Annotated in this window: 24 protein-coding genes; 7 read left to right on the top strand and 17 right to left on the bottom strand. The window is 65.3% G+C overall.

Features of this window, described 5'->3' with window-relative positions; translation table 11 throughout:
• Nucleotides 1–6 precede the first annotated feature (6 nt).
• Nucleotides 7–729, top strand: coding sequence for an LCP family protein (locus tag RFM98_RS17265; RefSeq protein ID WP_320309999.1), 723 nt, complete (start codon nt 7–9; stop codon nt 727–729).
• Between the two features lie 16 nt (nt 730–745).
• On the opposite strand, the gene RFM98_RS17260 is transcribed toward RFM98_RS17265, so the two are convergent.
• The 5 genes from RFM98_RS17260 to RFM98_RS17240 form a co-directional block, all read right to left on the bottom strand.
• Nucleotides 746–1126 (bottom strand): type II toxin-antitoxin system VapC family toxin, encoded by a 381-nt coding sequence (locus tag RFM98_RS17260; RefSeq protein WP_320309998.1) that lies wholly within the window; start codon nt 1124–1126, stop codon nt 746–748.
• Nucleotides 1123–1380, bottom strand: a complete 258-nt coding sequence (locus RFM98_RS17255; RefSeq protein ID WP_320309997.1) for a type II toxin-antitoxin system Phd/YefM family antitoxin — start codon at nt 1378–1380, stop codon at nt 1123–1125. Before RFM98_RS17255 ends, RFM98_RS17260 begins: the two co-directional genes overlap by 4 nt.
• Nucleotides 1381–1775: 395 nt before the next feature.
• On the bottom strand, nt 1776–2480 hold the full coding sequence (hdaA, locus tag RFM98_RS17250) for a DnaA regulatory inactivator HdaA (protein ID WP_320309996.1): 705 nt from the start codon (nt 2478–2480) through the stop codon (nt 1776–1778).
• A gap of 1 nt (nt 2481) precedes the next feature.
• The gene (locus tag RFM98_RS17245) at nt 2482–3729 is read right to left on the bottom strand and encodes an AI-2E family transporter (protein WP_320309995.1); all 1248 of its coding nucleotides are present in this window, start codon (nt 3727–3729) and stop codon (nt 2482–2484) included.
• Nucleotides 3641–4258 carry a CDP-alcohol phosphatidyltransferase family protein gene (locus RFM98_RS17240; RefSeq protein ID WP_320309994.1) on the bottom strand — a complete coding sequence of 206 codons (618 nt, stop codon included), beginning with the start codon at nt 4256–4258 and terminating at the stop codon, nt 3641–3643. The genes RFM98_RS17245 and RFM98_RS17240 overlap by 89 nt, the downstream gene beginning before the upstream one ends.
• A gap of 402 nt (nt 4259–4660) precedes the next feature.
• On the opposite strand from RFM98_RS17240, the gene purM reads away from it, so the two are divergent.
• From purM to RFM98_RS17225, 3 genes are read left to right on the top strand one after another with little or no spacing between them, the layout of a single operon-like run.
• Nucleotides 4661–5740: a phosphoribosylformylglycinamidine cyclo-ligase gene (gene purM, locus RFM98_RS17235; RefSeq protein ID WP_320309993.1), complete on the top strand. Its 1080-nt coding sequence runs from the start codon at nt 4661–4663 to the stop codon at nt 5738–5740.
• Entirely contained in the window at nt 5737–6444 is a 708-nt protein-coding gene (purN, locus tag RFM98_RS17230) for a phosphoribosylglycinamide formyltransferase (protein ID WP_320309992.1), read from the top strand. Before purM ends, purN begins: the two co-directional genes overlap by 4 nt.
• Nucleotides 6445–6458: 14 nt before the next feature.
• Entirely contained in the window at nt 6459–6968 is a 510-nt protein-coding gene (locus RFM98_RS17225; protein ID WP_320309991.1) for a SixA phosphatase family protein, read from the top strand.
• A 216-nt stretch (nt 6969–7184) separates the two neighbouring features.
• On the opposite strand, the gene RFM98_RS17220 is transcribed toward RFM98_RS17225, so the two are convergent.
• The 4 genes from RFM98_RS17220 to RFM98_RS17205 all read right to left on the bottom strand — a co-directional run bounded on the left by RFM98_RS17220 (nt 7185) and on the right by RFM98_RS17205 (nt 8496).
• Nucleotides 7185–7430: a DUF680 domain-containing protein gene (locus RFM98_RS17220; protein WP_320309990.1), complete on the bottom strand. Its 246-nt coding sequence runs from the start codon at nt 7428–7430 to the stop codon at nt 7185–7187.
• A gap of 57 nt (nt 7431–7487) precedes the next feature.
• Nucleotides 7488–7733, bottom strand: a complete 246-nt coding sequence (locus tag RFM98_RS17215) for a DUF680 domain-containing protein (RefSeq protein ID WP_320309989.1) — start codon at nt 7731–7733, stop codon at nt 7488–7490.
• A 273-nt stretch (nt 7734–8006) separates the two neighbouring features.
• Nucleotides 8007–8213, bottom strand: coding sequence for a DUF680 domain-containing protein (locus tag RFM98_RS17210; protein WP_320309988.1), 207 nt, complete (start codon nt 8211–8213; stop codon nt 8007–8009).
• A gap of 52 nt (nt 8214–8265) precedes the next feature.
• A complete protein-coding gene (locus RFM98_RS17205; RefSeq protein ID WP_320309987.1) occupies nt 8266–8496 on the bottom strand; it encodes a DUF680 domain-containing protein in 231 nt (76 codons plus the stop codon).
• Nucleotides 8497–8978: 482 nt separating this feature from the next.
• Here RFM98_RS17205 and RFM98_RS17200 point away from each other — a divergent pair, with 482 nt between their 5' ends.
• Entirely contained in the window at nt 8979–9656 is a 678-nt protein-coding gene (locus RFM98_RS17200) for a response regulator (protein ID WP_320309986.1), read from the top strand.
• Complete coding sequence (locus RFM98_RS17195; protein WP_320309985.1) at nt 9653–11026, top strand: sensor histidine kinase; 1374 nt, start codon at nt 9653–9655, stop codon at nt 11024–11026. The genes RFM98_RS17200 and RFM98_RS17195 overlap by 4 nt, the downstream gene beginning before the upstream one ends.
• A 27-nt stretch (nt 11027–11053) precedes the next feature.
• On the opposite strand, the gene RFM98_RS17190 is transcribed toward RFM98_RS17195, so the two are convergent.
• The 5 genes from RFM98_RS17190 to speB all read right to left on the bottom strand — a co-directional run bounded on the left by RFM98_RS17190 (nt 11054) and on the right by speB (nt 15693).
• Nucleotides 11054–11932, bottom strand: coding sequence for an ABC transporter permease (locus RFM98_RS17190; protein ID WP_320309984.1), 879 nt, complete (start codon nt 11930–11932; stop codon nt 11054–11056).
• A 10-nt stretch (nt 11933–11942) separates the two neighbouring features.
• Nucleotides 11943–12752, bottom strand: a complete 810-nt coding sequence (locus tag RFM98_RS17185; RefSeq protein ID WP_320213875.1) for an ABC transporter ATP-binding protein — start codon at nt 12750–12752, stop codon at nt 11943–11945.
• Nucleotides 12753–12851: 99 nt separating this feature from the next.
• A complete protein-coding gene (locus tag RFM98_RS17180) occupies nt 12852–13838 on the bottom strand; it encodes an ABC transporter substrate-binding protein (RefSeq protein WP_320310186.1) in 987 nt (328 codons plus the stop codon).
• Nucleotides 13839–14038: 200 nt separating this feature from the next.
• Nucleotides 14039–14815 (bottom strand): 4-hydroxy-tetrahydrodipicolinate reductase, encoded by a 777-nt coding sequence (dapB, locus tag RFM98_RS17175; RefSeq protein WP_320309983.1) that lies wholly within the window; start codon nt 14813–14815, stop codon nt 14039–14041.
• Nucleotides 14816–14889: 74 nt separating this feature from the next.
• Nucleotides 14890–15693 (bottom strand): agmatinase, encoded by an 804-nt coding sequence (gene speB, locus RFM98_RS17170; RefSeq protein ID WP_320309982.1) that lies wholly within the window; start codon nt 15691–15693, stop codon nt 14890–14892.
• A 214-nt stretch (nt 15694–15907) separates the two neighbouring features.
• On the opposite strand from speB, the gene RFM98_RS17165 reads away from it, so the two are divergent.
• Nucleotides 15908–18664, top strand: a complete 2757-nt coding sequence (locus tag RFM98_RS17165; protein WP_320309981.1) for a tetratricopeptide repeat protein — start codon at nt 15908–15910, stop codon at nt 18662–18664.
• Here the strand turns inward: RFM98_RS17165 and RFM98_RS17160 are convergent, their stop codons facing one another.
• The 3 genes from RFM98_RS17160 to RFM98_RS17150 all read right to left on the bottom strand — a co-directional run bounded on the left by RFM98_RS17160 (nt 18665) and on the right by RFM98_RS17150 (nt 22997).
• Complete coding sequence (locus RFM98_RS17160; RefSeq protein WP_320310185.1) at nt 18665–20770, bottom strand: molybdopterin oxidoreductase family protein; 2106 nt, start codon at nt 20768–20770, stop codon at nt 18665–18667.
• A 260-nt stretch (nt 20771–21030) separates the two neighbouring features.
• Complete coding sequence (locus RFM98_RS17155) at nt 21031–21630, bottom strand: hypothetical protein (protein WP_320309980.1); 600 nt, start codon at nt 21628–21630, stop codon at nt 21031–21033.
• A 152-nt stretch (nt 21631–21782) separates the two neighbouring features.
• A complete protein-coding gene (locus tag RFM98_RS17150; RefSeq protein ID WP_320309979.1) occupies nt 21783–22997 on the bottom strand; it encodes a hypothetical protein in 1215 nt (404 codons plus the stop codon).
• Between the last annotated feature and the right edge of the window lie 333 nt (nt 22998–23330).

Below are 23330 nucleotides of genomic sequence, written 5' to 3'. Positions count from 1 at the left end.
CATATCTTGGCAGCGGTCGTCGTAGCGATCCTCGACAGGGACAATTGGGACGCCAACACCGACATCATCGTCGTTGTGGATGTTTCCAGACGACGGCTGACATGGATCCCGCGCGACTTGTGGTCTCCCTTCATAAGCGACCGCATCAATGCGGCCTTCGCCATGGGTGGCGGCAGGTTGCTGCTCGATGCGCTTGCGGGACTGGGATTTGCGGCGCAGAGCGCAGTCTGCCTCCGGCGCGGCGCGACCGAGGCCGCGCTTGCCGGCGCCAGCGTCAGGGTAGCGATCCGCGAGCCGCTCGATTTCTGGTATCCGCTGACGCCGACAAGTCGCCTCGAGGACGGGCGCCAACAGATTTCCTTTCGCCCACCCTCCGAAACGCTTACGGGCGCCCGTCTCCACCAGTGGATCGGCGCGCGCAGCATGGTCAACGGCCAGGGTACCGACTTCCACCGCATGCTACGCCAGATCGTGTTCCTGCGCGCCCTGATCGTGCAGGGCTTCGATTTCCGCCTCGCTCTGAAGGACCCGGAGCTGGTGCGGATCACCGGCGAGGACCCGTCGCCCCTGCTTGCCCGCGTCACGGCCAGTTGGCGCATGCAGGTGCAGGACTGGGTGGATGACGCCGTCATCGACGGCAGGATGGTCCTGGTCCCGCGCAAGCCGAAGCCATGGTGGCGACGGCAGTTGCGGAAGCTGCGCGATGGGCTAAAGGGCAAGAGGAACTAGCCCGTTTCCGGGCCACTCAGATCGCGCCTTCGATGTCGGTCTTGGAGAAATCGTCGCCGATATAGAGCAGCCGGCACGCCCGATCCTTCGCCACCTCATAGGCAAAGCAGTCACCGAAATTAAGCGCCGCATGAATGCCTTTGCCCCATTGCGCATAGGCCTCGGCGACACGACGAGCCGTGCTTTCCGTCACCGGCGTGATCTCGAAACCGAGCCCGTCGAGCAGGGATCGTATCTCCTCACCTACGCCTCGTCGCGCGGCGACGATCAGCAACTCGGCTACGGTTCCGGCCGATATCACAAGGTCGTCTTCCGCTTCGAGCACGGCTATGCAGGCATCCGCCGCCGGCTCGTCGAGGACAATGGCCATCAACGCAGAAGTATCGACGGCGATCATTCCGGCAGGCCGTCATCGCCATAGAGGAAATCCTGACTGCGCGCCGCGGACGGCCCGGCACCGGCTTTCGCGGCGCCCGCTGCCCGTGCAGCCTGCAGCATGCCCCGGCGGTGCTTGCGGTCGGGCACGGACCGTATCGGGACGAGGCGCACGGCGGCGTGACCGTGACGGGTCAGGATAATCTCATCGCCAGCCTCGGCGCGCCTCACCAGTTCGGTCAGCTGCCCCTTGGCGTCAGTCACGGATATCTGCATGGTTGCTCCTCATGGACCATGATCTGGTCCATAAAAATAGACCATTCGATGGACCATTACAACAGCACCTCGGAGGAACGGTAAACCCGCCGGGCGAGAACCCCAACGCCTCGAGCCCGGCGAGCCTACAACCCGATCTGGAACGCGACCGGGACCGGGGTTAGCCGGCATGGTTGCGCTGCAAGATTGGTGCCGACGGGAAAATCCCGAAATGGGACAGAGCGAGCTAAAGCGCGTCGCGCTGAAACGGATTCAAGCGACGCGCTTTAAGTTCTGTTTTTATGCATGTCGTTATCCCAGAACCGCTGCACACTTCCGGGCGACATGCAGCTTTAAGTTTTGCTTTTATGCATGTCGTTACCCCAGAACCGCTGCACACTTCCGGGCGACATGCATTAGATATCGAACTCGCGCTGCCCTTCGTCCATGGCGCTGACGGTCTCGGCGGCTAAAGCGCGGGTGATCGGCGTCTTGCGCTCGAGCGCTGCCCGGTCGAGACGTCCGACGACGCGCATGGCTGTGCCGAGCGAACGCTCGATGCGGCGCACCAGATATTGCACCACATGCGGCTCGACCTCGACCTGGCGGTCGGCGAAGAGTTTTGTGATGACGCCGGCAAGCAAGAGGTCGTCGGGCTCGTGGATTTCGACCGTCGCCGCCGCTTTCAGCCGCGAAACGAGGTCCGGCAGCACGACACGCCAGGCGGAGGGGAAACGCCGCGCCGTCAAAAGCAGCGTCGAGCCGGCGCCGCGCACGGCGTTGATCAGGTGGAACAGGCCGTGCTCGTCGATCGCCGCGTTGTCGATGTCGTCGATGAGCGCCGGCCTGATGCCGGGCCCGGCAATGTGTTCACCGATGCGCGCCGGATCGATGGCGTCGGCGTGCGCCCTGTCCTGCCAGATCCGGGCGAGATGCGTCTTGCCGGAGCCGGGCGGCCCGGCCAGCACCACGACCGGTGACGGCCAGTCCGGCCAGCGGTCGATCAGCGATGCCGCTTGCGCATTGGTGCCCGAGACGACGAGCTCGTCGCGCGAATAGCCGGTGCCGTGGCCGAGATCGAGCGGCAGCTGGCGCGGCGGATCTGCTGGCTGAGCAGCCATTTCAGCCCCGCGTCGAGCGATGGCCGCCGCCGCGATCGGCCGGCAATGACGGCATGGGGCCGTTGGCGTGGCCCTTGTAAAGCGGCGATTCGAGGTAGCGGCCGATGGCGAAGCGCACCAGCACGGCAATCGCCGCCGAGGCCGGCACCGCAATCAAAAGGCCGACGAAGCCGAACAAAGCGCCGAAAGCGAACAGCGCGAACATAAGCCAGACCGGATGCAGGCCGACACTCTTTCCAACAAGCCTGGGCTGCAGGATGTTGCCCTCGATGAACTGGCCGACGAAGAACACGCAGGCCACCAGCACCACCATGGTCCAGTCCGGCCAGAACTGGACGAAGGCGACGCCGACGGCGAGCACCAAACCGGTCAGCGAGCCGACATAGGGAATGAAGGAGATCAGCCCGGCGAAGAAGCCGATGAGGATGGCGAAGTTCAAGCCGGTCATCGTCAGGCCGGTGGCGTACATGGCGCCGAGCACAAGGCAGAGCGTGCCCTGCCCGCGCACGAAGCCGGCGGTGGCGGTGTTGATGTCGCGGGCAAGCGCGCGCACCGTTTCGACATAGTCGCGCGGCACCCAGCTGTCGACAACGGCCACCATGCGGTCCCAGTCGAGCAGCATGTAGAAGGCGACGACCGGGGTGACGACGAACAGGCTCACCACCGAGACCAGTGCCACGCCGGAACTCCAGATCGAGGTGAAGACGGTGGTGAGCAGGCTGAAGCCGGAGGTGAGCAGCGAGTTCAGTCCGTCGCGCAGGCCGGCGGCATTGACGCCAAAACGCTGCTCCAGCCATTTCGGGTCGAAGCTGGTGATCAGCGACTGCAGGCGGGTGAGATATTCAGGCAGCTTGCGGGCGAAATCGGCCATCTGGGTGGCCAGCACCGGCACCAGGATGACGAAGGCCAGCACCACCACGACGATGAAGGCGATCAGGATCACCACCGTCGCCATCAGGCGCGAGAGGCCGAGCCGCTGCAGCCAGTCGGCGACCGGATCGAGGAAATAGGCGAGCACCATGCCGGCGACGAAGGGCAGTAGAATGCCTGAGAAGACATAGAGGAAGAGCGCCAGCAGAACGGCTGTGGCCAGCCAGAAGAAGACCTGGCGGCGGAGCGCGCCCGAGCCGCCGTCAGCGGCGACCGCCGCGCCATCGTCGTCAGGCGCCCGTGTTGGAGCCGCCCGACCTGCTGATGCCCGACCTGGTGTCGCCTGTACGGGAGTTGCTCGTCTGGGAGCCTTCGCCATAGCCGCTCATATGCCTTAGCCAAGCCACGAGATAGGCCGCGGCCGAAGCCACGGTCAAGACCCCGGTCAGCAATATGAACGCGGTCCGCAGCGGGCCGAGATGCACCGAGAAGGCCATCTCGCCCAGCACAAGCGCCGCCAGCACGATCTGCGCGGCGGTGTTGGCCTTCGACACGAAGAGCGGCTTCACCTCGATCGGATGGCTCATCACGCTGGACAAAAGCACGGCGCAGACGATCAGCCCGTCACGCGAGACCATCGTCACCACCAGCCAGAGCGGCAGTTCGCCGGCAAAGCCCATGACGACGAAGACCGAGACCAGCAAGAGCTTGTCCGCAATCGGATCGAGATAGGCGCCAAGGCGGGACGACTGGTTCCAGCGGCGCGCGATGAAGCCGTCGACGCCATCGGAGATGCCGGCGACGAGGAAGCCGGCGAAGGCCCAACCCCAAAGCGATTGCAGCATGGCCAGCACCACGGCGGGCACCAGCAGCAAGCGCAGGATGGTGATCAGGTTGGGGATGGTCACGTGATGTCCCATCGTGGCCTTTGTTGGGGAAAAGATGATGGAGATGGGAGGTGGGCGCAAGGGAGGAGCTTGTTTCCTTCTTCCGCGCTGGCGATTTGCGAAAGCGGCGATGACAGCCAATCTCCCCCCTTGCGGGGGAGATGCCTGGCAAGGCAGAGGGGGGTGCTGTCCCGCCAGCGTGTAGGCCATTGCTCAACCGGGATCGAAAAGCTAATCGTTCGAAGGTCGCGATCCTTCACACCCCCCTCTGTCCTGCCGGACATCTCCCCCGCAAGGGAGGAGATTGGCAGCTGCGGCGGCTCGCCCACTTTCCACGGTTTTGTCCGCCTCGACGACCGTCATCCTTGCTCCCCGAAACCATTCATGCGAAGAGCCCGCAATGGAAACAGGGACGAGCCGACGATGAGCAAGGGCGACCAGGCCAAGCGCAGGAACGGGCTCACCTATGCCGAGGCTGGCGTCGATATCGATGCCGGCAATTTGATGGTCGAGAAGATCAAGCCGCTGGTGCGCGCCACCCGCCGGCCTGGCGCCGACGGCGAGATCGGCGGTTTCGGTGGGCTGTTCGACCTCAAGGCCGCCGGCTTCACCGATCCGGTGCTGGTCGCGGCCAATGACGGCGTCGGCACCAAGCTCAAGATCGCCATCGATTCCGGCAAACACGACACGATCGGCATCGACCTCGTCGCCATGTGCGTCAACGACATCGTCGTGCAGGGCGCCGAGCCGCTGTTCTTCCTCGACTATTTCGCCACCGGCAAGCTCGACCCCGACCAGGGTGCTTCGATCGTCGGCGGCATCGCGCAAGGCTGCCGGCAGGCGGGCTGCGCGCTGATCGGCGGCGAGACGGCTGAAATGCCCGGCATGTATCACGACAAGGACTATGACCTTGCCGGTTTCGCCGTGGGCGCGGCCGAGCGTGGCCAGCTCTTGCCGACCGACGATATCGTGGAGGGCGACGTGCTGCTCGGCCTTGCCTCGTCGGGCCTGCACTCCAACGGCTTTTCGCTGGTGCGCCGCATCGTGGCCGCAAGCGGCCTTGGCTGGGGCGATCCGGCGCCGTTCAACGATGAGGCGACGCTGGCCGAGGCGCTGCTGGAGCCGACGCGCATCTATGTGAAGTCGATCCTCAAGGCGATCCGCAACACGCATGGCATCAAGGCGCTCGCCCACATCACCGGCGGCGGTTTCCCGGAGAACATTCCGCGTGTGCTGCCCAAGGATTTTTCGGCCGAGCTCGACCTCGAGGCGATCGAGGTGCCGCCGGTGTTCTCGTGGCTGGCCAAGACCGGCGGCGTAGCGCCGGAAGAGATGATGCGCACCTTCAACTGCGGCATCGGCATGATCCTCGCCGTCGCCTCCGGCCAGGCCGCGCAAGTCGCGGCGGTGCTGCAGGAGGCCGGCGAGACGGTGACGCCGATCGGCCGCATCGTGCCGCGCCGCGACGCCGGCGTGATCTATCGGGGCTCGATCGGCCTATGAGCAGGAAACGAACGGTCGTCCTGATCTCGGGGCGCGGCTCCAACATGACGGCGCTGATCGCGGCGGCCGCCGATCCCAGCTATCCGGCGGAAATCGTCGGCGTCATTTCCGACCGCGCCAACGCAGCCGGTCTCGGCATCGCCCAGTCGCGCGGCATCGCCACCAAGGTGATCCAGCGCGCCGACCATCCGAACAAGGATGCCTATGACGCCGCGATCGATGCCGCGCTCGCCGGCTTCGGCGCCGACATCGTGGCCTTGGCCGGCTATATGCGCATCCTCGGCCGCGGCCTCGTCGAGAAATGGCAGGGGCGCATGGTCAACATCCACCCTGCCCTGCTGCCGGCCTTCAAGGGTTTGGACACGCATGCAAGGGCCATCCGTGCGGGCGTGCGCATCCATGGCTGCTCGGTGCATTTCGTCACGCCCGAGATGGATGACGGCCCGATCATCGCACAGGCCGCCGTGCCGGTGATGGTCGGCGACAATGAGGACACTTTAGCCGCGCGGGTGCTGAAGGTGGAGCACCGGCTCTATCCGCTGGCGCTGGGTCTCGTCGCCGAAGGCAAGGCGCGCATGGAAAAGGGCCACACCGTGCTTGCTCATTTCGCCGACGACGCCGACAACGCCACTTCGGTGGTGATGGCGCCGGACCCGCTGCGCGAGGAGAGTGATCTCGAACAGCTGGCGCGGATCACGCCTTAGAGGCTGTAATGCCGATGAAACAGCTCCTCATCCTGCGCCACGCCAAGTCGAGCTGGGACGATTCCAGCCTTGCCGATTTCGACCGGCCGCTTGGGCCGCGTGGCTTGAAGACGGCGCCGCTGATTGGGCGAGAGCTTGCCCGGCGCGGCTGGCTGCCGGATCTGGCGCTGGTCTCGCCGGCACTGCGCACCCGCGAGACCTGGCAGCTGGTCGCGGCCGAGTTGCCCAAGCATGTGCCGGCGCAATTTGCCGACGAGCTCTACGAGGCGGCGGCCGGCGCCATCCTGGCGCGCGTGCGCCAGGTCAAGGCGACGAGCCTGCTGGTGATCGGCCACAATCCCGGCCTGCAGCACTTTGCGCTGCGGCTGGCCGGCGCCGGATCGGATGAGAGCGTTTTCAAGAAGATCGAAGCGAAGTTCCCGACAGCGGCGCTTGCGCGGTTCACGCTGGACGAGGATTGGGCTGACCTCGACTTTCGCGGCGCGCGGCTGACGCATTGCTTAAGGCCGAAGGATTTGGCTTAGAAGCCTAAAGCGCGTCGCGCTGAACCGGATTCAGGCGACGCGCTTTAAGTCCTTGTTTTTATGCATGTCGTTGTCCCAGAACCGCGTACACTTCTGGGCGACATGCATTAGTGTGCGGCTGTACGGGTCGGCGGGACGGGAACGGCCAGCGGGGGTGAACTGCGAAACAAATGGCGGCGGGCAAGCCCGCCGCCATTTGCAGTTCGGGAGGCGAGATCAATTGCCCCAGATGCCCTGGCCCGGATCCGGCCAGGCCTGCGAGGGCGCCGCTCCGGTCGTCGTCGAGGTGTCGACATTGGCCGGCTTGGCGGCCTCATGCTTGCGCACCGACGCGGTGAGGCCGCGGTCGACGCCGGCGGTGGTGGGCTGATTGGCGTTGTCGGCGCCGTAGTGGTCGCTGCCGGCGAAGGCAGAACCCATGGCGAGAAGCATGGCTGCGGTGGTGAGAGCGATCCTAGTCATTTCGGAAGTTCCTGTCGTTGAGTAGGGATGGGAGTTTTTGAGGAAGGCCGAGCGCTGTCAGTTGCCCCAGATGCCTTCGTCGTTGTGCCGAGCGATCACGTCGGCGACCGACTCGCCGGAGCCGGTCGCGACCGGATCCTGCTGATGCGCCATATCCGGTTTCCGGATCGAGGCGGTGAAGGCATGATCGACACCGGGGGTCGGCTGATTGGCGGCGTCGGAGCCATAGTGGTCGCTGCCGGCAGAGGCGCTGCCCAGGGCAGCGACGAGCATGGCGGCCGCGACGAATGCGATCCTGGTCATCTCAGTGTTCCTTGTCCTGTCGTTTCATCGGCGGCGCCTTGGGAGGATGGCCCCGCTGTCGACAAGACCTGGAACGGCCCGGATTTATTCCCGGGCGAAATCTCTTCTTCTCCGGTCGCTTCGTCGCCACCGTCAAGACATCACACGGAAAATTCATCTCGAACAATGAGTTGGAAGGAGCTGCTGCTCGACTGATTCAGGCCGACCCATAGCCGGCTCCAAAAAGAGAGAGCGGCGGGGCACACCCGCCGCCCTTGAAGTGCCGGGGACCGATCAATGATTGCCGAACAGGTTGCGGTCGGCGCCCTGGGTCAACGGCTTCTGGACATCGGCGTCCGACTTCGTGATCGAGGCCGTGGCGGTCCTGTCGACGGCGACGGTCGGCTGGTTAGCGTTATTCGAGCCATAGTTTTCGCTGCCGGCGAAAGCGGCACCGGTGGCAACGAGGATGGCGGCGGCGGTAAGAGCGATCTTGGTCATTTGAGTTACTCCAGATTCAAAGGTGTTGGGTGGAAGTTGGTCAGGGGCCGGATTAGCGGCCCCAGATGCCCTGGCCGGATTCCGGCTGGTTCTGAGCCGGCTTGATGTGAAGGTCACGCTGCTCGAATTTGCGGATCGAGCCGGTGATGCTGTTGTCGACATTGCCTGCGGGAGCAGTCACGGCCGGCTGGTTGACGTTGTCGGAACCATAATGGTCGCTGCTGGCGAAGGCGCCGCTCGTGGCGACGAGGAGGGCGGCGGCGGTAAGAGCAATCTTGGTCATTTTAAGTACTCCGGATTTTCAAAGTCTTGCCCGTCTAGTGGCGTGCCTTGATGGAAATTCGCGTCGCTCGGACCACCCCGAAATGGGTCTGCCCTGCTGCCGGTTCCAATCACGAAAATGTGTGAACCGAACCGTTCGGTTCGATCTTGAAATTGCGCGAACGGCGCGGCTGCCACATTCTTATCTTTTGATATCAACTAGTTACAGTGACCACTGGGCAATGCGCACCCCAGTTCGGTGTGCCAACGTTCATCTTAGTTATACGAACCGTCAACATAAATTGAACCGAACGGTTCGGTTTCATCACTCGTCCGGCCGATGAGGCGGCTCGACAGGCGCAATGGCCGCGACGGCGACCGCCGGCAAACCACGTTTGCCTTGCGGGCGGATCGATACTATCGGTTGGCTTCAGGGACCAATTCGGACGCTGGCTGGCGCCCTTGGGCGAAGCCGACGATGTTGGGAGGAAACAGCGACGAACGATGCGGCTGCTGCTTGTCGAGGACAATCGCGAACTGGCCGATTGGCTGAGCAAGACGCTGCGCCAGGCGAGCTATGTCGTCGACGTCGTCCATGACGGCGAGGATGTCGAGCATGCTTTGGCCGCCGGCGATCATGCTTTGGTCATCCTCGACCTCGCCCTGCCCCGCATGAGCGGCATGGAGGTGCTGAAAAGGCTGCGGGCGCGCGGCAACCCGGTGCCGGTGATCGTGCTCACCGCCAACGCCAGCCTCGACGGCCGGGTCAAGGGCCTCAACGAAGGCGCCGACGACTATCTGGCGAAACCCTTCCAGATCGAGGAGCTGGAAGCGCGCATCCGCGTGCAGTTGCGCCGCGCCAACGACCGCACCGCCCCGGTCATTTCCTGCGGCGATCTGGCCTTCGACACCAACACCCGCCTGTTCTCGCTCGCCGGCACGACGCTGTCGCTGACGCCGCGCGAGCACGCGGTGCTGGAACAGCTCGTCGTCAAGGCCGGGCGCACGGTGAGCAAGGCGGCGCTTTCGGCGGCGATCTACGACTTCGAAACCGACGCCGACCCCAGCGCCATCGAGATCTACGTGCACCGCCTGCGCAAGAAGCTCGAGGGATCGCGCGTTCAGATCGCCACCTTGCGCGGCCTCGGCTACCTCTTGCGCCATGATGATCCGGCGCCATGAGAATCGTCAGGCCTCGGATCAGCAGCCTACGCCTGCAATTGCTGGCCTGGGTGGTGCTGCCGCTGGCCGGGCTCGCCGCCATCAATCTGTGGACCAGCCATGGCAATGCGCGCGTGACTGCCGATCTGGTTACCGACCGGATGCTGATGGCGTCGGCGCGCGCCATAGCCGAGCAGGTCGCGGTAAAAGACGGCGTGCTTGACGCCACCATTCCGCCGGCTGCGATCGAAATGTTCGACACCGGCGACCGCGACAGGGTCTACTACCATGTCGAGACCGCGGGCGGACACCTGCTTACCGGCTATCCCGACCTGCCCATGGCGTCACAGCGCGGCAGCATCGAGACCGGCTTTCGCGATCACCGTCTGCGGCTCGCCACGCTCAGCCATGCCGTAATCGGCGCCGGGGCGGATTCGCCGATCACGGTCACCGTCGGCGTGACGCTCGCCGGCCATGACGCGATGGCGAGGCGTCTGTGGCTAAGCGCCTTCGGCCAGCAGTTGGCGCTGGTCGCAATTGCCGGCGTGTTCGTCTTGCTCGGCCTGCGCCGGGGCCTGGCGCCGCTGCTGCGCCTGCGCGACGCCGTGCGCTCGCGAAGCCGCAGCGATCTCGATCCGGTCGAGGTTTCGGACGCGCAGAGCGAAATCCGGCCGCTGGTCGAGGCGCTTAACGCCTATATGGAGCGCGTGCGGGCCCAGATGGCGGCACAGCGGCGTTTCATCGCCAACGCCGCGCACCAGTTGCGCACGCCGCTGGCGCTGCTGTCGACACAGGCAAGCTATGCCTTGCGGGAAACCGCCGCCGATCAGCGCCAGGAGGCACTGGTGGCGTTGCAGGCGAGCTCCGGCAAGCTGGCGCGGCTGGCCGAGCAACTACTCACGCTCTCGCGTGCCGAGCCCGGCAGCCGGCGGCCGCGTGCCGATCGCATCGACCTTACCGAAGCCGCCCGGCAGGTGCTGGAAGGCCAAGCGCCGAAGGCAATCGAACGCAACATCGACCTTGGGCTCGATGAGACCGGCCCGGTGCCGGTCACCGGCGACGGCACGATGCTGCGCGAGATGATCGTCAATCTGGTCGACAATGCGCTACGCCACTCCAAAGCCGGTGGCAGCGTCACGGTGCAGCTCGCCGTCGTCGATGGCGAGGCCGCGCTCACGGTCACCGATGACGGGCCTGGCATTCCAGCGGAAGAGCGGGAGCATGTTTTCGAGCGCTTCTATCGCATTGCGGGATCCACGGAGGAAGGCAGCGGGCTCGGCTTGGCAATCGTACGCGAGGTTGTCGACAATGCCGGCGGCAGCGTCACGCTTGGAGACGCTGCCGGCGGTGGGCTCAAGGTCGAGGTGCGGCTGCCGCTGGCAAATGGCTAGCTCGGCCACCTGCAAACCATGGCGCATTCACTGCGTCTCATGCAGCGGCTGGGGACGCCATTTCGCCAGCCTGTTCTCGACCATCGTCATAAGATATTCGGCGGCCAGCGCCACCACCATGACGATGACGATCGCGGCATACATACCGGCCGCGTCGAAGGAGCCCTTGGCGATATTGATCAAGAGGCCGATACCGTAGCGCGAGCCGACGAACTCGCCGACGATGGCGCCGATAATGGCGAAGCCGAAGCTGACATGCAGGCTGGCGAAGATCCAGCTCATCGCCGACGGCACGATCACCGAGCGCGTCAGCTGCCAGTCGGAGGCGCCGAGGATGCGGGCGTTGGCGATCATCGCGCGATCGGCCTCGCGCACGCCCTGGAAGGCGTTGTGGAAGACGACGAAGAACACCATGACGAAGGCCAGCGCCACTTTCGAGGCAAGGCCGAGGCCGAGGATCATGATGAAGATCGGCGCCAGCACGACGCGCGGGATCGAGTTGATCACCTTGATGTAGATGGAGAAGACATCGGCGGCCATGCGATTGCGGCCGAGCGCGACGCCGATGATGACGCCGGCCACCGAACCGGTGACGAAGCCCAGCACCGATTCCTCCATGGTGACATAGAGGTGGTACCAGAGCGGGCCTTCCGACGTGCCTTCCGTGATCCATTCATAGAGCCGCCCTGCGATCGTGCTCGGCATGGCGTAGAAGAAGGGATCGATCCAGGCCATGCGGCCGGCGAGTTCCCACAAGCCGAGGAAGGCGATCAGGATGGCGAGCCGCCAGAACGTGACGGCGTGGCGGCGATGCGCGGCTGCCTTTGCGGCGGCGGCCTCGATCTCGGCGTCCGAAGTGCCCGGCTTGAAGGTAGCGGTCGAGATATTGATGGTGGCGTCAGTCATTTCGGCCTCCTCATGCTGCCGCGCGGGCGTAGCTGGTCTCGACCTCTTCCTTGAGGTCGGCCCAGATGGTGCGCGAATAATCGATGAAGCTCTGCTCGTAGCGGATGTCGGCGACGACGCGCGGGCGCGGCAGGTCGATCGTGTAGACGGACTTCACCGTCGCCGGCCCGGCGGTGAGCACATAGACCTTGTCGGCAAGCGCAATCGCTTCCTCGAGGTCATGCGTGACGAAGACCACCGATGCCTTGGCGTCGGACCACAGGCGCAGCAGCTCCTCATGCATGAGCACGCGCGTCTGCACGTCGAGCGCCGAGAACGGCTCGTCCATCAACAATATCTCGGGGCCGTTGATGAAGGTCTGGGCCAACGCCACACGCTTGCGCATGCCGCCTGAAAGCTGATGCGGATAGTGCTGCTCGAAACGCGCCAGGCCGACACGCGCCAGCCAGTCCCGGGCCGAGGCCTGTGCTTGCGCCTTCTGCTTGCCGCGAAACAGCGGGCCCGCCATGACGTTTTCGATCACGGTGCGCCACGGAAACAGCGCGTCGGTCTGGAACACGAAGCCGATGCGCGGGTCGATGCCCTTGACGGGGGCGCCCATGACGCGGACCTCGCCGGCGCTCGGGCTGGCAAGCCCGGTGACGAGGTTGAGCGTCGTCGACTTGCCGCAGCCGGTCGGGCCGACGACGGCGACGAACTCGCCGCGCTCGACGGTCATGGTGAAATCGCGGAGCGCCGTCAACGACTTGCCGGTGGGGGAAAGGAAACGGCGGCTGACATTGATCAGCTCGATCGCCGGAGCGGTCTTTTCGATGGCCATGGTAGAGCAAACTCCAATAGCAGGCGACCGCCGCGCGGGGGATCGCCGGACGTGGAACAGAGGCGGCGCGAGTTCGGAGGAGTCGCGCCGCCTAATCCGCTACTTCACGTTCTTCACGAATTCCGTGGTGTAGGTCTTGGAAAGGTCGATCTGCTTGCCCTGCAGTTCCTTCTTGAAGGCCGAAAGCACGGTCAGAACCGTCTCCGGTCCGCCCTGCGGCATCACGCCATCGGGGGTGAACATCGCCTTGCCGTCGTCAAGCGCCTTCACATAGCCTTCCTTGTCGCCGACATAGTAGTCCTTTGGCATCTTTTCGGCGATCTCGGCGCCGCTATGGGTGCTGATGAACTTCAGTGTCTTGACGAAGGCGTTGGCGAGCTTCTGAACCGTTTCCTTGTGAGCGTCGGCCCATTCCGTCTGCATGTATAGCGAGGCCGCCGGATAAGTGCCGCCAAGCGCCGCCTTGGTGCCCTCCACGGTGCGCATGTCGACGAGAACCTTCGCCTCGCCGGTCTTCAGCAGCCGGGTGATCGTCGGCTCGGTCGTCATGCCGGCCTGGATCTTGTCCTGCTGCATTGCGGCGATAAAGGTATTGCCGGCGCCGACCGGCACCGAGGTGAACTCGCCGAGCTTCAGGCCGTTCTTCACGGCAAGATATTCAGTCAGGAAGTTGGTCGACGACCCGAGACCCGTGACGCCGAGGCTCATGCCCTTGAAGTCGGCCGGCGACTTGATCTCCGGATGCTTGGACGAGACGAGCTCGACCTCGCCTGGCGCCTGGCTGAACTGGACGACGGATTCGGCGAACTTGCCCTTGGCCTGCAGGTCGATGCAGTGGTCGTAGAAGCCGACCACGCCCTGCACGGCGCCCGCCAGCATTTCATTCTCGGCGTCGACGCCGGCCGGCTCGTTGAGCAACTCGACGTCGAGGCCCTCATCCTTGAAATAACCGAGCGCCTCGGCGAGCTTGGCGGGCAGGTAGATCTGCTTTTCGTAGCCGCCCACCATGATCGAGACCTTGTCGGCAGCCGACGCTGTCGTTGCGCCCGCGGCAAGTGTGGCAAGCGTCAGCAGCGCCGAACCCAGGGCGCATTTAGAGATGAAACCGGTCACGTAACTTCCTCCACCTTGGCGGCCGCCATCCGGGCTGAGCCGCATTTCCTCCTGCCGGCCCTCCCAGGCCAGCCACGTGGCGAACGCCACAAAACTGTCATGGCACGGCCAAGCTTTCAGCTGGCTTTCAGCCATTTTAGCGGCGTTAAGATGGAACCTGGCCTGGTTCCCGGTCACGAGGCGCCGAAACCGAGCACGTCGCGCATGTCGTATTCGCCGGGCGGCCGTCCGGCGACCCAGAGTGCCGCCGCGATGGCGCCGTGCGCGAACATCGAGCGGTCACCGGCGGCATGCGAGAGCGTAAGTGTCTCGCCTTCGGCAAGGAAGCTGACGCTATGCTCGCCGACAATGCTGCCGCCGCGCAGCACGGCAAAGCCGATCTCACCGGCGCTGCGCGGACCAGTGAGACCATCGCGGGCGCGCTTGCCCACATCGTCCAGTTCGACGCCACGTCCGCGCGCGGCTGCCTCGCCCAGCATCAGCGCCGTGCCCGAAGGCGCGTCGACCTTGAAGCGGTGATGCGCTTCGAGGATTTCGATGTCGCAATCGTCAGGTCCAAGCGCCCTCGCCGCCTGCTCGACCAGACCGGTCAGCATGTTGAGGCCGAGTGAATAGCTGCCCGAGCGGACGATGGCGATCTTCTTTGCCGTCTCGGCGATTGCGGCCAGCTCCGACTCGCCGAAGCCGGTCGAGCCGATCACCAATGCCGGGCCGCCGCGGGCCGCGCATGCTTTCGCCAATTCGGCCGAAGCCGCGGGCGTGGTGAAATCGATGACCACATCGGCAAGCGCCAGCGCCGCATCACGCTCGACCAGCGCCTCGCCCGCGCTGCCGGGCCGATGGAAGCGGGCAACCAGCTGCAAACGGGGATCGGCCGCGATTGTCTCCGCCATCTGCCGGCCCATGCGGCCGAGCGCGCCGGCGATGGCTATCCTGAGCGGCTGCGGCATGGCGATCCCTGTCGAAAGCTGAGTCGGAACAATCCTCTAGCACGCGGCCTTGGCAAAGTGATTCAAGCGTCGATTCAGGCGGCGCCGTTGGTCTTCAGCATCATGCCGGCGATCTCCTTGACCAGCTTGGCGGCGACCAGCGCCGTCACGTTGGAGAGGTCCTGGCGTGGATTGTATTCGACGACGTCGCCTGCGACTATTCGTTGGTCTATTCCCTGGATCAGGCCGATTACCTGGCGGGTGGAGAATCCACCCGGCTCACGGTGGGAGATGCCGGGAGCGAAGGCTGGATCGAGAGCGTCGAGGTCCATCGAGAGATAGACGGGCGTCTTGAGGTCGAGTTGCAAGCCTTCCTTGAAATGCCGCATCTCCACCACCTCGACGCCGAAGCGTTTGAACTGGTCGCGATGGTGATCGTTGACGGTGCGCAGGCCGATCTGGATCAGCCGGTCGGCGAGCTTCTCCTCCATGATGCGGGCAAAGGGCGAAGTATGCGAGCGCGGGTTGTCGTCATAGGAATGATAGATATCCGGATGCGCGTCGATATGGACGATCGTGAGGCTCGGGTGGCGGCGGCGCACCGCGCGCAGCACCGGCCAGGAGATCGCGTGGTCGCCGCCGAGCGAGATCAGCGGGTGGCCGGCATCGAGCGCGCGGCCGACTTCATTTTCGATCCGCTCCCACGGGTCGCCGGGTTGCGTGAAATCGATATCGCCGTAGTCGACGAAGCGGTCGGTGAGATCGAAGCCGGTTTCCGACCATGACGTGTAAGCATCGCTGGCGAGCTCGCGCCGGATCAGCGGCGGCGCCTCGGCCGGCCCGCGCAGATAGGACGAGTTCTCGTCATGCGGAATGCCCAGAAGCGAGACCTTGGCCACGACATCCTCCATGCCACTGGAAACCGGTGCCTCTATAAACGCCGGAGCTGGCGGGCGCGACCCGAGGTGCTTGGGCCAGGTCGCAAAGCGTGGCGCAGTCGCCAGGCAAAGCCGCGCGAATGTGAAGCGCCACACTCATCATCACTCGTGCGATGTGCTAATTTAGCGCCTGTGTGTCCGGCTGCACCCGGACCCCTGTCCGAGGGGGACGCCCATGTTGCGGCCAGTGCATGTCCTGGTTCTTTCCTGCTTCGCCTTGACGCCGCTTGCCGGCGGGGCCTTCGCGGTCCAGGCATCTTCCGATAAACCCGACGATGCGGCGAAGAAGGCCGCGCTCGCCGAGGCGATCAGCGTCTGCGACCGGGGCGCCTCGGTGCCGCTCGACCCCGGAGCCGAGGCGCCGCCTGTCCAGTATGGCGAGCTCTTTCCCCAGGATTTCGACCTTAGCAAGCTCAAGGTCCTGGCCGACAAATGCCAGGCGGCGATGCTCGGCGCGCCACAGGAAAAGCGCCTGACGCTGCAATGGCTGCGGGTCCAGGTGGCGCTCAACCAGCCGGGACTGGGCTGGCTCATCCCACAAATCAAGCTGCTCGCCGACGGCGGCAGTCCCGAGGCGAATTATCTGCTCTACGAGTTTTATTCGGTGCATCGTCACGACGCCGCCGATGCCGGCCCGCCGCCGGTCACGCGCGGCATGGCGCTCGATGCCTTGCAGAAGGCAGGTGCTGCCGGTCATCTCACGGCGCTTGAGACGCTGCTCCGTCAGTATATTGATGGGCCGCTGCTGCGCCGCGACGCGCACAAGGTAGTCGAGACCGCGCAGCGCATCATCGACGCGCCGGTGCAGGGCCCGTCACCCGGCGAATGGGACAGCCGGTTCCGCAAGGCCATGCCGCTGCTGATCGCGCAGACGACGCTGGAGAAGGACGGCTTCACGAGCGAGGAGCAGCAAAAGGCCTTTCACGCCGTGGACGCGGATTCCAAGGCCGGGACCAACGGCCCGGAACCATCCGTGATTGCCTATATCAAGGCATTGCGGCTGGGCCGCGGGACGCAGCAGGACGCAGCCACGGCCAGGCAGCTGCTGGAAGCGCGCATCGGCAACGATCAGTATGCCGTGCCCATGCTGGCGGACATGCTGGCCAAAGGCGAAGGCGGCGCGGCGGACGGCAAGCGCGCCATCGCCATGCTGCGCGCCGCCGCCAAGAACGTCGCCGACGCCGGGCCGATGCTCGCCGGTGTGCTCCTGGACGGCAAGTTCGTCGGCAGGCAGCCGCGCGAGGCGATCCGGCTGCTCAACGCCTCGTGGGATCTCGACGCCGGCATCAGGCTTGCGAGCCTACTTCCCGACTATGACGGCGTCCGGATCGACAATCCGGACCAGCTTGTCGCTCGCCTGAGCGACGCCGCCGAGGCCGGCGAGCCCGGCGCGGCGCTGGCGCTGGCGCGACTGCAGCTGTCGGACGACCAGCAGTTCAAGAACGAAGACTCGGCGCGCGCCATGCTGAAGCCGCTGGCGGATGCGGGCGACCGCGACGCGCTGTGGCTTTACGCCTCGACGCAATATGCCAATCTCGATTCGACCAGCTATCGCCCGTCGCGTCGCGACGACGGGCCGAGCGACGATCAATTGAAAGCGCTGATCGACGAAGGCGAAGCCAAGAAGGAGGCGCAGGCCTATCTTCTGCAGGCCAAGCTTCTGCGCAAAGGCGTGGTCTATCCGCAGGACGACGCGAAGGCGACCGCGATGCTGATCAACGCCGCCAATCTCGGCAGCGTCGAGGCGATGCTGCTGCTCGGCGACGCCTATGACGATGGTCTCGGCATCGACAAGAACCCACGCGAACGCCTGCATGCGTGGCGCGAGGCCGCGCGCCTCGGCTCACTCAAGGCGAAGGGCAAACTCGCCAACGCCTTCACCTTCGACAGTTTCGACCATCTGATGACGCTGCGCGAAGGCATCACCGACCGCATCGCGCTTTACAACAACGGCATCGGCCGGATGGGCGCCGGCGTGTTCGGCAATGACGCCGGCATGGAACTGAGCGGGCTCTTTTCCGGACCGGCCTCAAACGCCGGTACGGCGGCTATCGCGGCCGCGGTGATGGATGCGTTCCGCGAGGCGCCGGCCGGGCTCGCGGAGGAGAACCTCGTCGGCATCGGCAAGGCGCTTCCCGACGAGATCCGCGTCACCATCGAGACGACGCTGAAGAGCGAAGGGTTTTACGCCGGCGAGCCGAAGGGCTATTTCGGCCCGGACGCGCGCAAGGCGCTGGCCGCATGGGTCGACGCGAAGGGTCCGCTTACCGATGCACCCAATTCGCAAGTCGCAGCCGGAACGCAGCAGGCGGCCCCGGCTGCGGGCCTGCTCGCGGGCGAGATGCTCGACCGCGTCCGCGACAAAGTGTTCGCCCAGGCGCAAGTGGCCAAGACGGACAAGCAGAAGCTTGCCGCCATCAAGCAACTCGGCATGCTCGCCCGCTATGGCGACCTCCCCTCGCGCTGGGTGCTGGTGCGCAACTACCATCAGGCAAGGGCCATCCGATCGGTCGTCACGCCCGAGGAAGTCACCCGCTATGCGCTCGATATCCTGGTGTCGAAGCCTCAGGGCGTCGACAAGCCGGAGTTCGAGTTCATCTTCGACCTGACCCAGATCGCGCAGGACCGGAAAGCACGCGCGGTAGGCAGCGCCACCCTGCAGGCAATCCGTGACGATCCGCGCCTGCAGGACCCGCTTACGCTCGGCGCCATCATGGGCCAGTTCGCCTTCGCGCCGGAGGCCTGCGACACCGTGCTTGCTGCTGCCAAGAAGGCCGGCATCGACGGGATCGGGTCGGACGGATGCGACGAGGACACGCGCACCGCGCTGATCGCCTACGCCAAGGACAAGGGCGCTTCCGGCGTCGACACCGCGGCGCGCAAGGCGGCCGCCGAAGAGGTCAAGGCGCTGGACGCGCGGGCCGCGAAGTAATCAAAGCGCCCTGAGCCACACCTTGTTGTCGTGGACGGCGGCGCCGCCATAGGGCGCCGGTGCGTCGGCGCCGGTCAGCACGTTGATGCCCTCGCCGCGCTCATGCGCGCTGTTCGGCCAGATGCCTTCGGCAATGACCACCCCGCGCTTGACGCCGTCGAAGAACCTGGCGTGCAGCACCACGTCGCCGCGCCGGTTGCCGACCTCGACGCGGCCGCCATCCTCGATGCCGAGCGCCGCGGCATCTTCGCGGTGGATGAGAAGCTCGGGTCTTCCTTCCCTGGCCTTCGACACCGGCGTCTCGGCAAAACTGGAATTGAGGAAATTGCGCGCCGGCGACGTCGCCAGGCGGAACGGATGCTCCTCATCCGCGGCCTCGATCAGCTCGACATGGTCGGGAAATTCCGGCAGCCGCCCGACCGGCCCGAACAGGCCCATGCTTTTCGGCGGCCGGTTGGGTGCCGACTGCCCGGTCCAGTTGGGCCGGAAGTGGAATTTCTTGTCGGCATGGCCGAAGCCGTTGATGAAATGCGCGTCGTCGAAGTCGGGCTGCAGGTCGACCCACTTCTGTTCCTTCAGGCTGTCGAAGCTGCCAAGCCCGCGCTTGCCGAGGATGATGTCGATATGCTCGCGCTCGGTCAGGCCGAAGCCGGGCCGGTCGCCGACGCCCAGCCGCTTGCCGAGCTCCTCATTGACGTAGTGGTTGGTGCGCGGGCCTTCCGGCGGCTCGATCAGCTTGGGGCCGAGCGTGATGTGCTGGTTGCCGCCGCCCTTGTAGATGTCGTCATGCTCCAGAAACATCGTCGCCGGCAGCACAACATCGGCGAGCCTGGCCGTATCGGTCATGAACTGCTCGTGTACGCAGGTGAACAGGTCCTCGCGCAGAAAACCCTTTCTCACCAGCCGCTGCTCGGGCGCGACATTGGCCGGATTGGTGTTCTGGATCAGCATCGCCGTCACCGGGGGACCGCCATAGAGCGCGTCCGCCGCGCCCGTCAGCACCGGGCCGATGCGCGAATGGTCGAGATAGCGCACCTTCGGGTCGCGCATCGCGGTGCCTTCCAGCACGTCCTGGTTGAGCTTGAAGATGCCGGAATTGGAATGGAAGGCGCCACCACCCTCATACTGCCAGGCGCCGGTGACGGCGGCGATGCAGGAGGCGGCGTGCATGTTGACCGAACCGTTGCGCTGACGGGCGAAGCCATAGCCGAGGCGGAAATAGGTCCTCTTCGTCGTGCCGACGAGTTGCGCGAATGCCTCGATCTCGGCGACGGAGAGCCCGGTGATGGCGGCCGCCCATTCGGGGGTGCGGGTGCGCAGATGCTCTTCAAGCCCGCGCGGGTCGTCGGTGTATTTTTCGAGATAGGCGCGGTCGGCCATGCCATCGCGGAACAGCACATGCATGACCGCGCAGGCGAGTGCGCCGTCGGTGCCCGGCTTCAGCACCAGGCCGAGATCGGCCTGCTTCATCGTGGCGTTGTCATAGATGTCGATGACGACGATCTTGGCGCCGCGTTCCTTGCGTGCCCTGGTCGCATGGGTCATGACATTGACCTGCGTGACGACCGCGTTGGTTCCCCAGATCACCACGCAGTCGGCCTTGGCCATCTCGCGCGGGTCGGGACCACGCAGCGCGCCCGCCCCCATCATCCAGCCGGTCCAGGCGAGATTGGTGCAGATCGAGCCGAAGAAGCCTGAATATTTTTTCGCGTGCCGCAGCCGCTCGATGCCGTCGCGCTGCACCAGCCCCATCGTGCCGGCATAGAAATAGGGCCATACCGTCTCCGAGCCGTATTTCGCCTCGGCGGCGATGAATTTTTCCGCAACGAGGTCGAGCGCGGCTTCCCAGCTCGCTTCCTTCCAGACGCCCTCGCCCTTGGCGCCTGAGCGCACCAGCGGCTTCATCAGCCGGTCGGGATGGTGCACGCGGTCGGCATAGCGCGCGACCTTGGCGCACACGACGCCCGCCGTATAGCTGTTCGCCTTGGCGCCATGGACGCGGCCGATGCGGTTATTGTCGAGCAGCTCGACCTCGAGCGCGCAGGTGGAGGGGCAGTCATGCGGACAGGCCGAATGCCCGATCCGGAGCTTGGCGTGCTGGTTCATGCGGGGTGTGTAGCGGGTTTTGCGGGTGGCGTGTAGGGCCAAAGGGCTCTTCCCTTCTCCCCTTGTGGGAGAAGGTGGATCGGCGCGCAGCGCCGAGACGGATGGGGGGTGTTCCAGCGGAGTGAGGCGCTGGCGTTCCCTGGGGAGCACCCTCATCCGTCGCCTTCGGCGACACCTCTCCCACAAGGGGAGAAGGTGAAACCGCCCCCTACTCCGCGATCCCTGCCTCTTACTCGGCAGACATCACCAGCCACTTGCCCTCAATTGCCGGGCTGTTCGGCCTTGGGCTTGGCGCTGACCTCCGGCGTGGGCGGCTCCGGCGTTTCCGTCGACGGCGGCTGGACCGGCTCCGGCGCGGTTTCAGGGGCCTGCGGGCCGCCCTTGCCGAGCGAGACGGAGATGCCGAAGAGCTTCCACTGCCGTTTATGCGGCGCGAATAGCAGCTCGAAATTGACCTGCATGGGCACGGAGGGGAAGAAGCCGGCCATGTGCAGCATGCCGTTTGGCTCGATCTGCGGCAGCAGCGTGAGCTGCGGCTCCAGCACGGCCACCCCGGCAAGGTCGAGCTGATCGTTGCGCTGGCTGGCGAAGATTTCGGCCAGCCTGGCGGCGCTGTTGGCCTGGAAGCCGGGGGCGCCGATGTCGCGCAGCACCGTATAGTTACCGGTCTTGTTGGCTTGGTCGAGCGCCAGAAGTGCGCCGCGCAGCAGGATCAGCACGCCGTTGCGGTCGATATTGGCGGGCTTGGCCGCCTGCGGCTTGGCCGATTTCTGCGCCTTGCTCGTCTGGGCCAGCACAGGGGACGCGCCGACCACGGCGGGGGCGGCGAGCGCAAGCGCCGCAAGCACAACGCCCGCCATGGGGTGCGTTCGCATCAGGTAGGTCGCGATTTGTCTTCTCCTTCGGTCGAGGCAGATCCTGCCGCCGGCGCGGATGGCAAAACCTTGCCGAAGCGGCAATCGCGCCGCTTCGGCAAGGTCCGCCCTCCGCTGCTTGGGAGCATAAGCGGCCGTCAGAACTCGCCCATCAGCCCGGCGCGCAGCGCGTGGCTGTCGCCGCCGCCATAGGAGTAGCCGAGGCTGACGGCGAAAGGTTCATCGAGCAGGTCCAGCCGGTGTGTCAGCGAGCCGCCGAAGGCCGTCTCGCCCTTGAAATGGCCGACATTGGCCGCCCAGCTCGTGCGCCCCGGCGCCGACGGCATGGGCGCGTTCGCCATGGCTATCGCCGCGGCGATGCCCTGGCGGGCCTCTTGCCGCGTTTCGCCGATCTCGCTGCCCAACCGGTCGAGCCCGGTTTCCAGCGCGCCGACGCGCCCGTCGAGCGCCGAAATATTGTTCTCGGTGCCCGTCACCCGGCTGTCGAGGCTGGCGATCTGGGTGGTGTGCAGGTTGAGCGCGTTGGTGTTGGCGGTGATGCGGGCTTCATGGCCGGCAAGCTGGGTCGTGTGATTGCCGACGGTCGTGTTCAGCGAGGTGATCTGGGTGGTATGTTGCGCCACGTCTTCCACCAGTCCTTCGATCTGGCCGATGTTGACAGAGGCCGTCGCCAGATTGCCGCGTGAGTCGGACGTCACCAGATATTTGGTTCCGCTACTCTGCGCGCTCTTGCTGGCCGCACTGTTGATGCCGCTGAGGGTGTATGTGTTGCCGTCCTGACCGATCTTGACCTGATTGTCCCGTTCCGTGGTCACGCCCTGGCCGACAGCGATGGAGTTGGAATAACTGGCGGTTGCCTGCGCGCCCAGGGCCGTGGCATTCGATGCGTTGGCTTGGGCATTGTAGCCGATCGCCGTGGCGTTAGCCTGGTTGGCGGCCGTAGATCCCGCCTGCGCGCCGCTGCCGACGGCAGTCGCGCCGGGATTGTAGAGTCCGCTTCCGTATGTGCCTCCGGCATTCGCTACAACACCGATCGCGACGGCATCCGGCCCGATCGCGCCTGCATAAGCGCCTGCTGCAGTACCGCTGTATGCCGCCTTAGCCCCACTTCCAAAAGCTGAGCTGTACAGTCCGTAAGCGTTGGAGCTACCTCCCACAGCCGTTGCGTTCGTAGTAATTTCTTCGCTGCCATAGGCGTGAGAGCCGTAGCCGCAAGCCAGATTACCTGAAAAAATATCACCGTCGCAGCCGCTCTCGGTGCCATTTTCCGCCCTTGCCTCGATGCCGAACAGCGCACCTTGGACGGCGACTGCTGCCAGCAGCGCAAGGGCCGCGCCGGCGAGCGGCGCCACTCGGCCCTTCCGCAAGATTTCCGCCGCAGCCAGTCTTTTTCCGATCATCGCGTACCCCCTGCCATCCTGGCCCCGCGCGGATCGTCGCCGGCGGCCTGTCGTGAATCTGAAGGCAAAGTGCATGATGCCGGCGACATCTGAACAGATGCCATTTGATACCAATTTTAGCGCTTTCGCGGGCTTTCGACCGGGTCCAGGCCCCGGTGTTGCCGATGCGCAACGCTTGCGTGGTTTGCCTGAGCGAGCGCGCAATCTCACGGCCGCGCCGCGACCAGATTAACCGCGAGCAAGCCGGCGATGGCGAAGATGACCAGGCTCGACATGGCATCGAAG

It is taken from the genome of Mesorhizobium australafricanum (assembly GCF_033977265.1).
Taxonomy (GTDB): Bacteria; Pseudomonadota; Alphaproteobacteria; order Rhizobiales; family Rhizobiaceae; genus Mesorhizobium; species Mesorhizobium australafricanum.
Note: the sequence above shows the minus strand (reverse complement) of the source record. Positions and strands in the feature narration are given on the sequence as shown.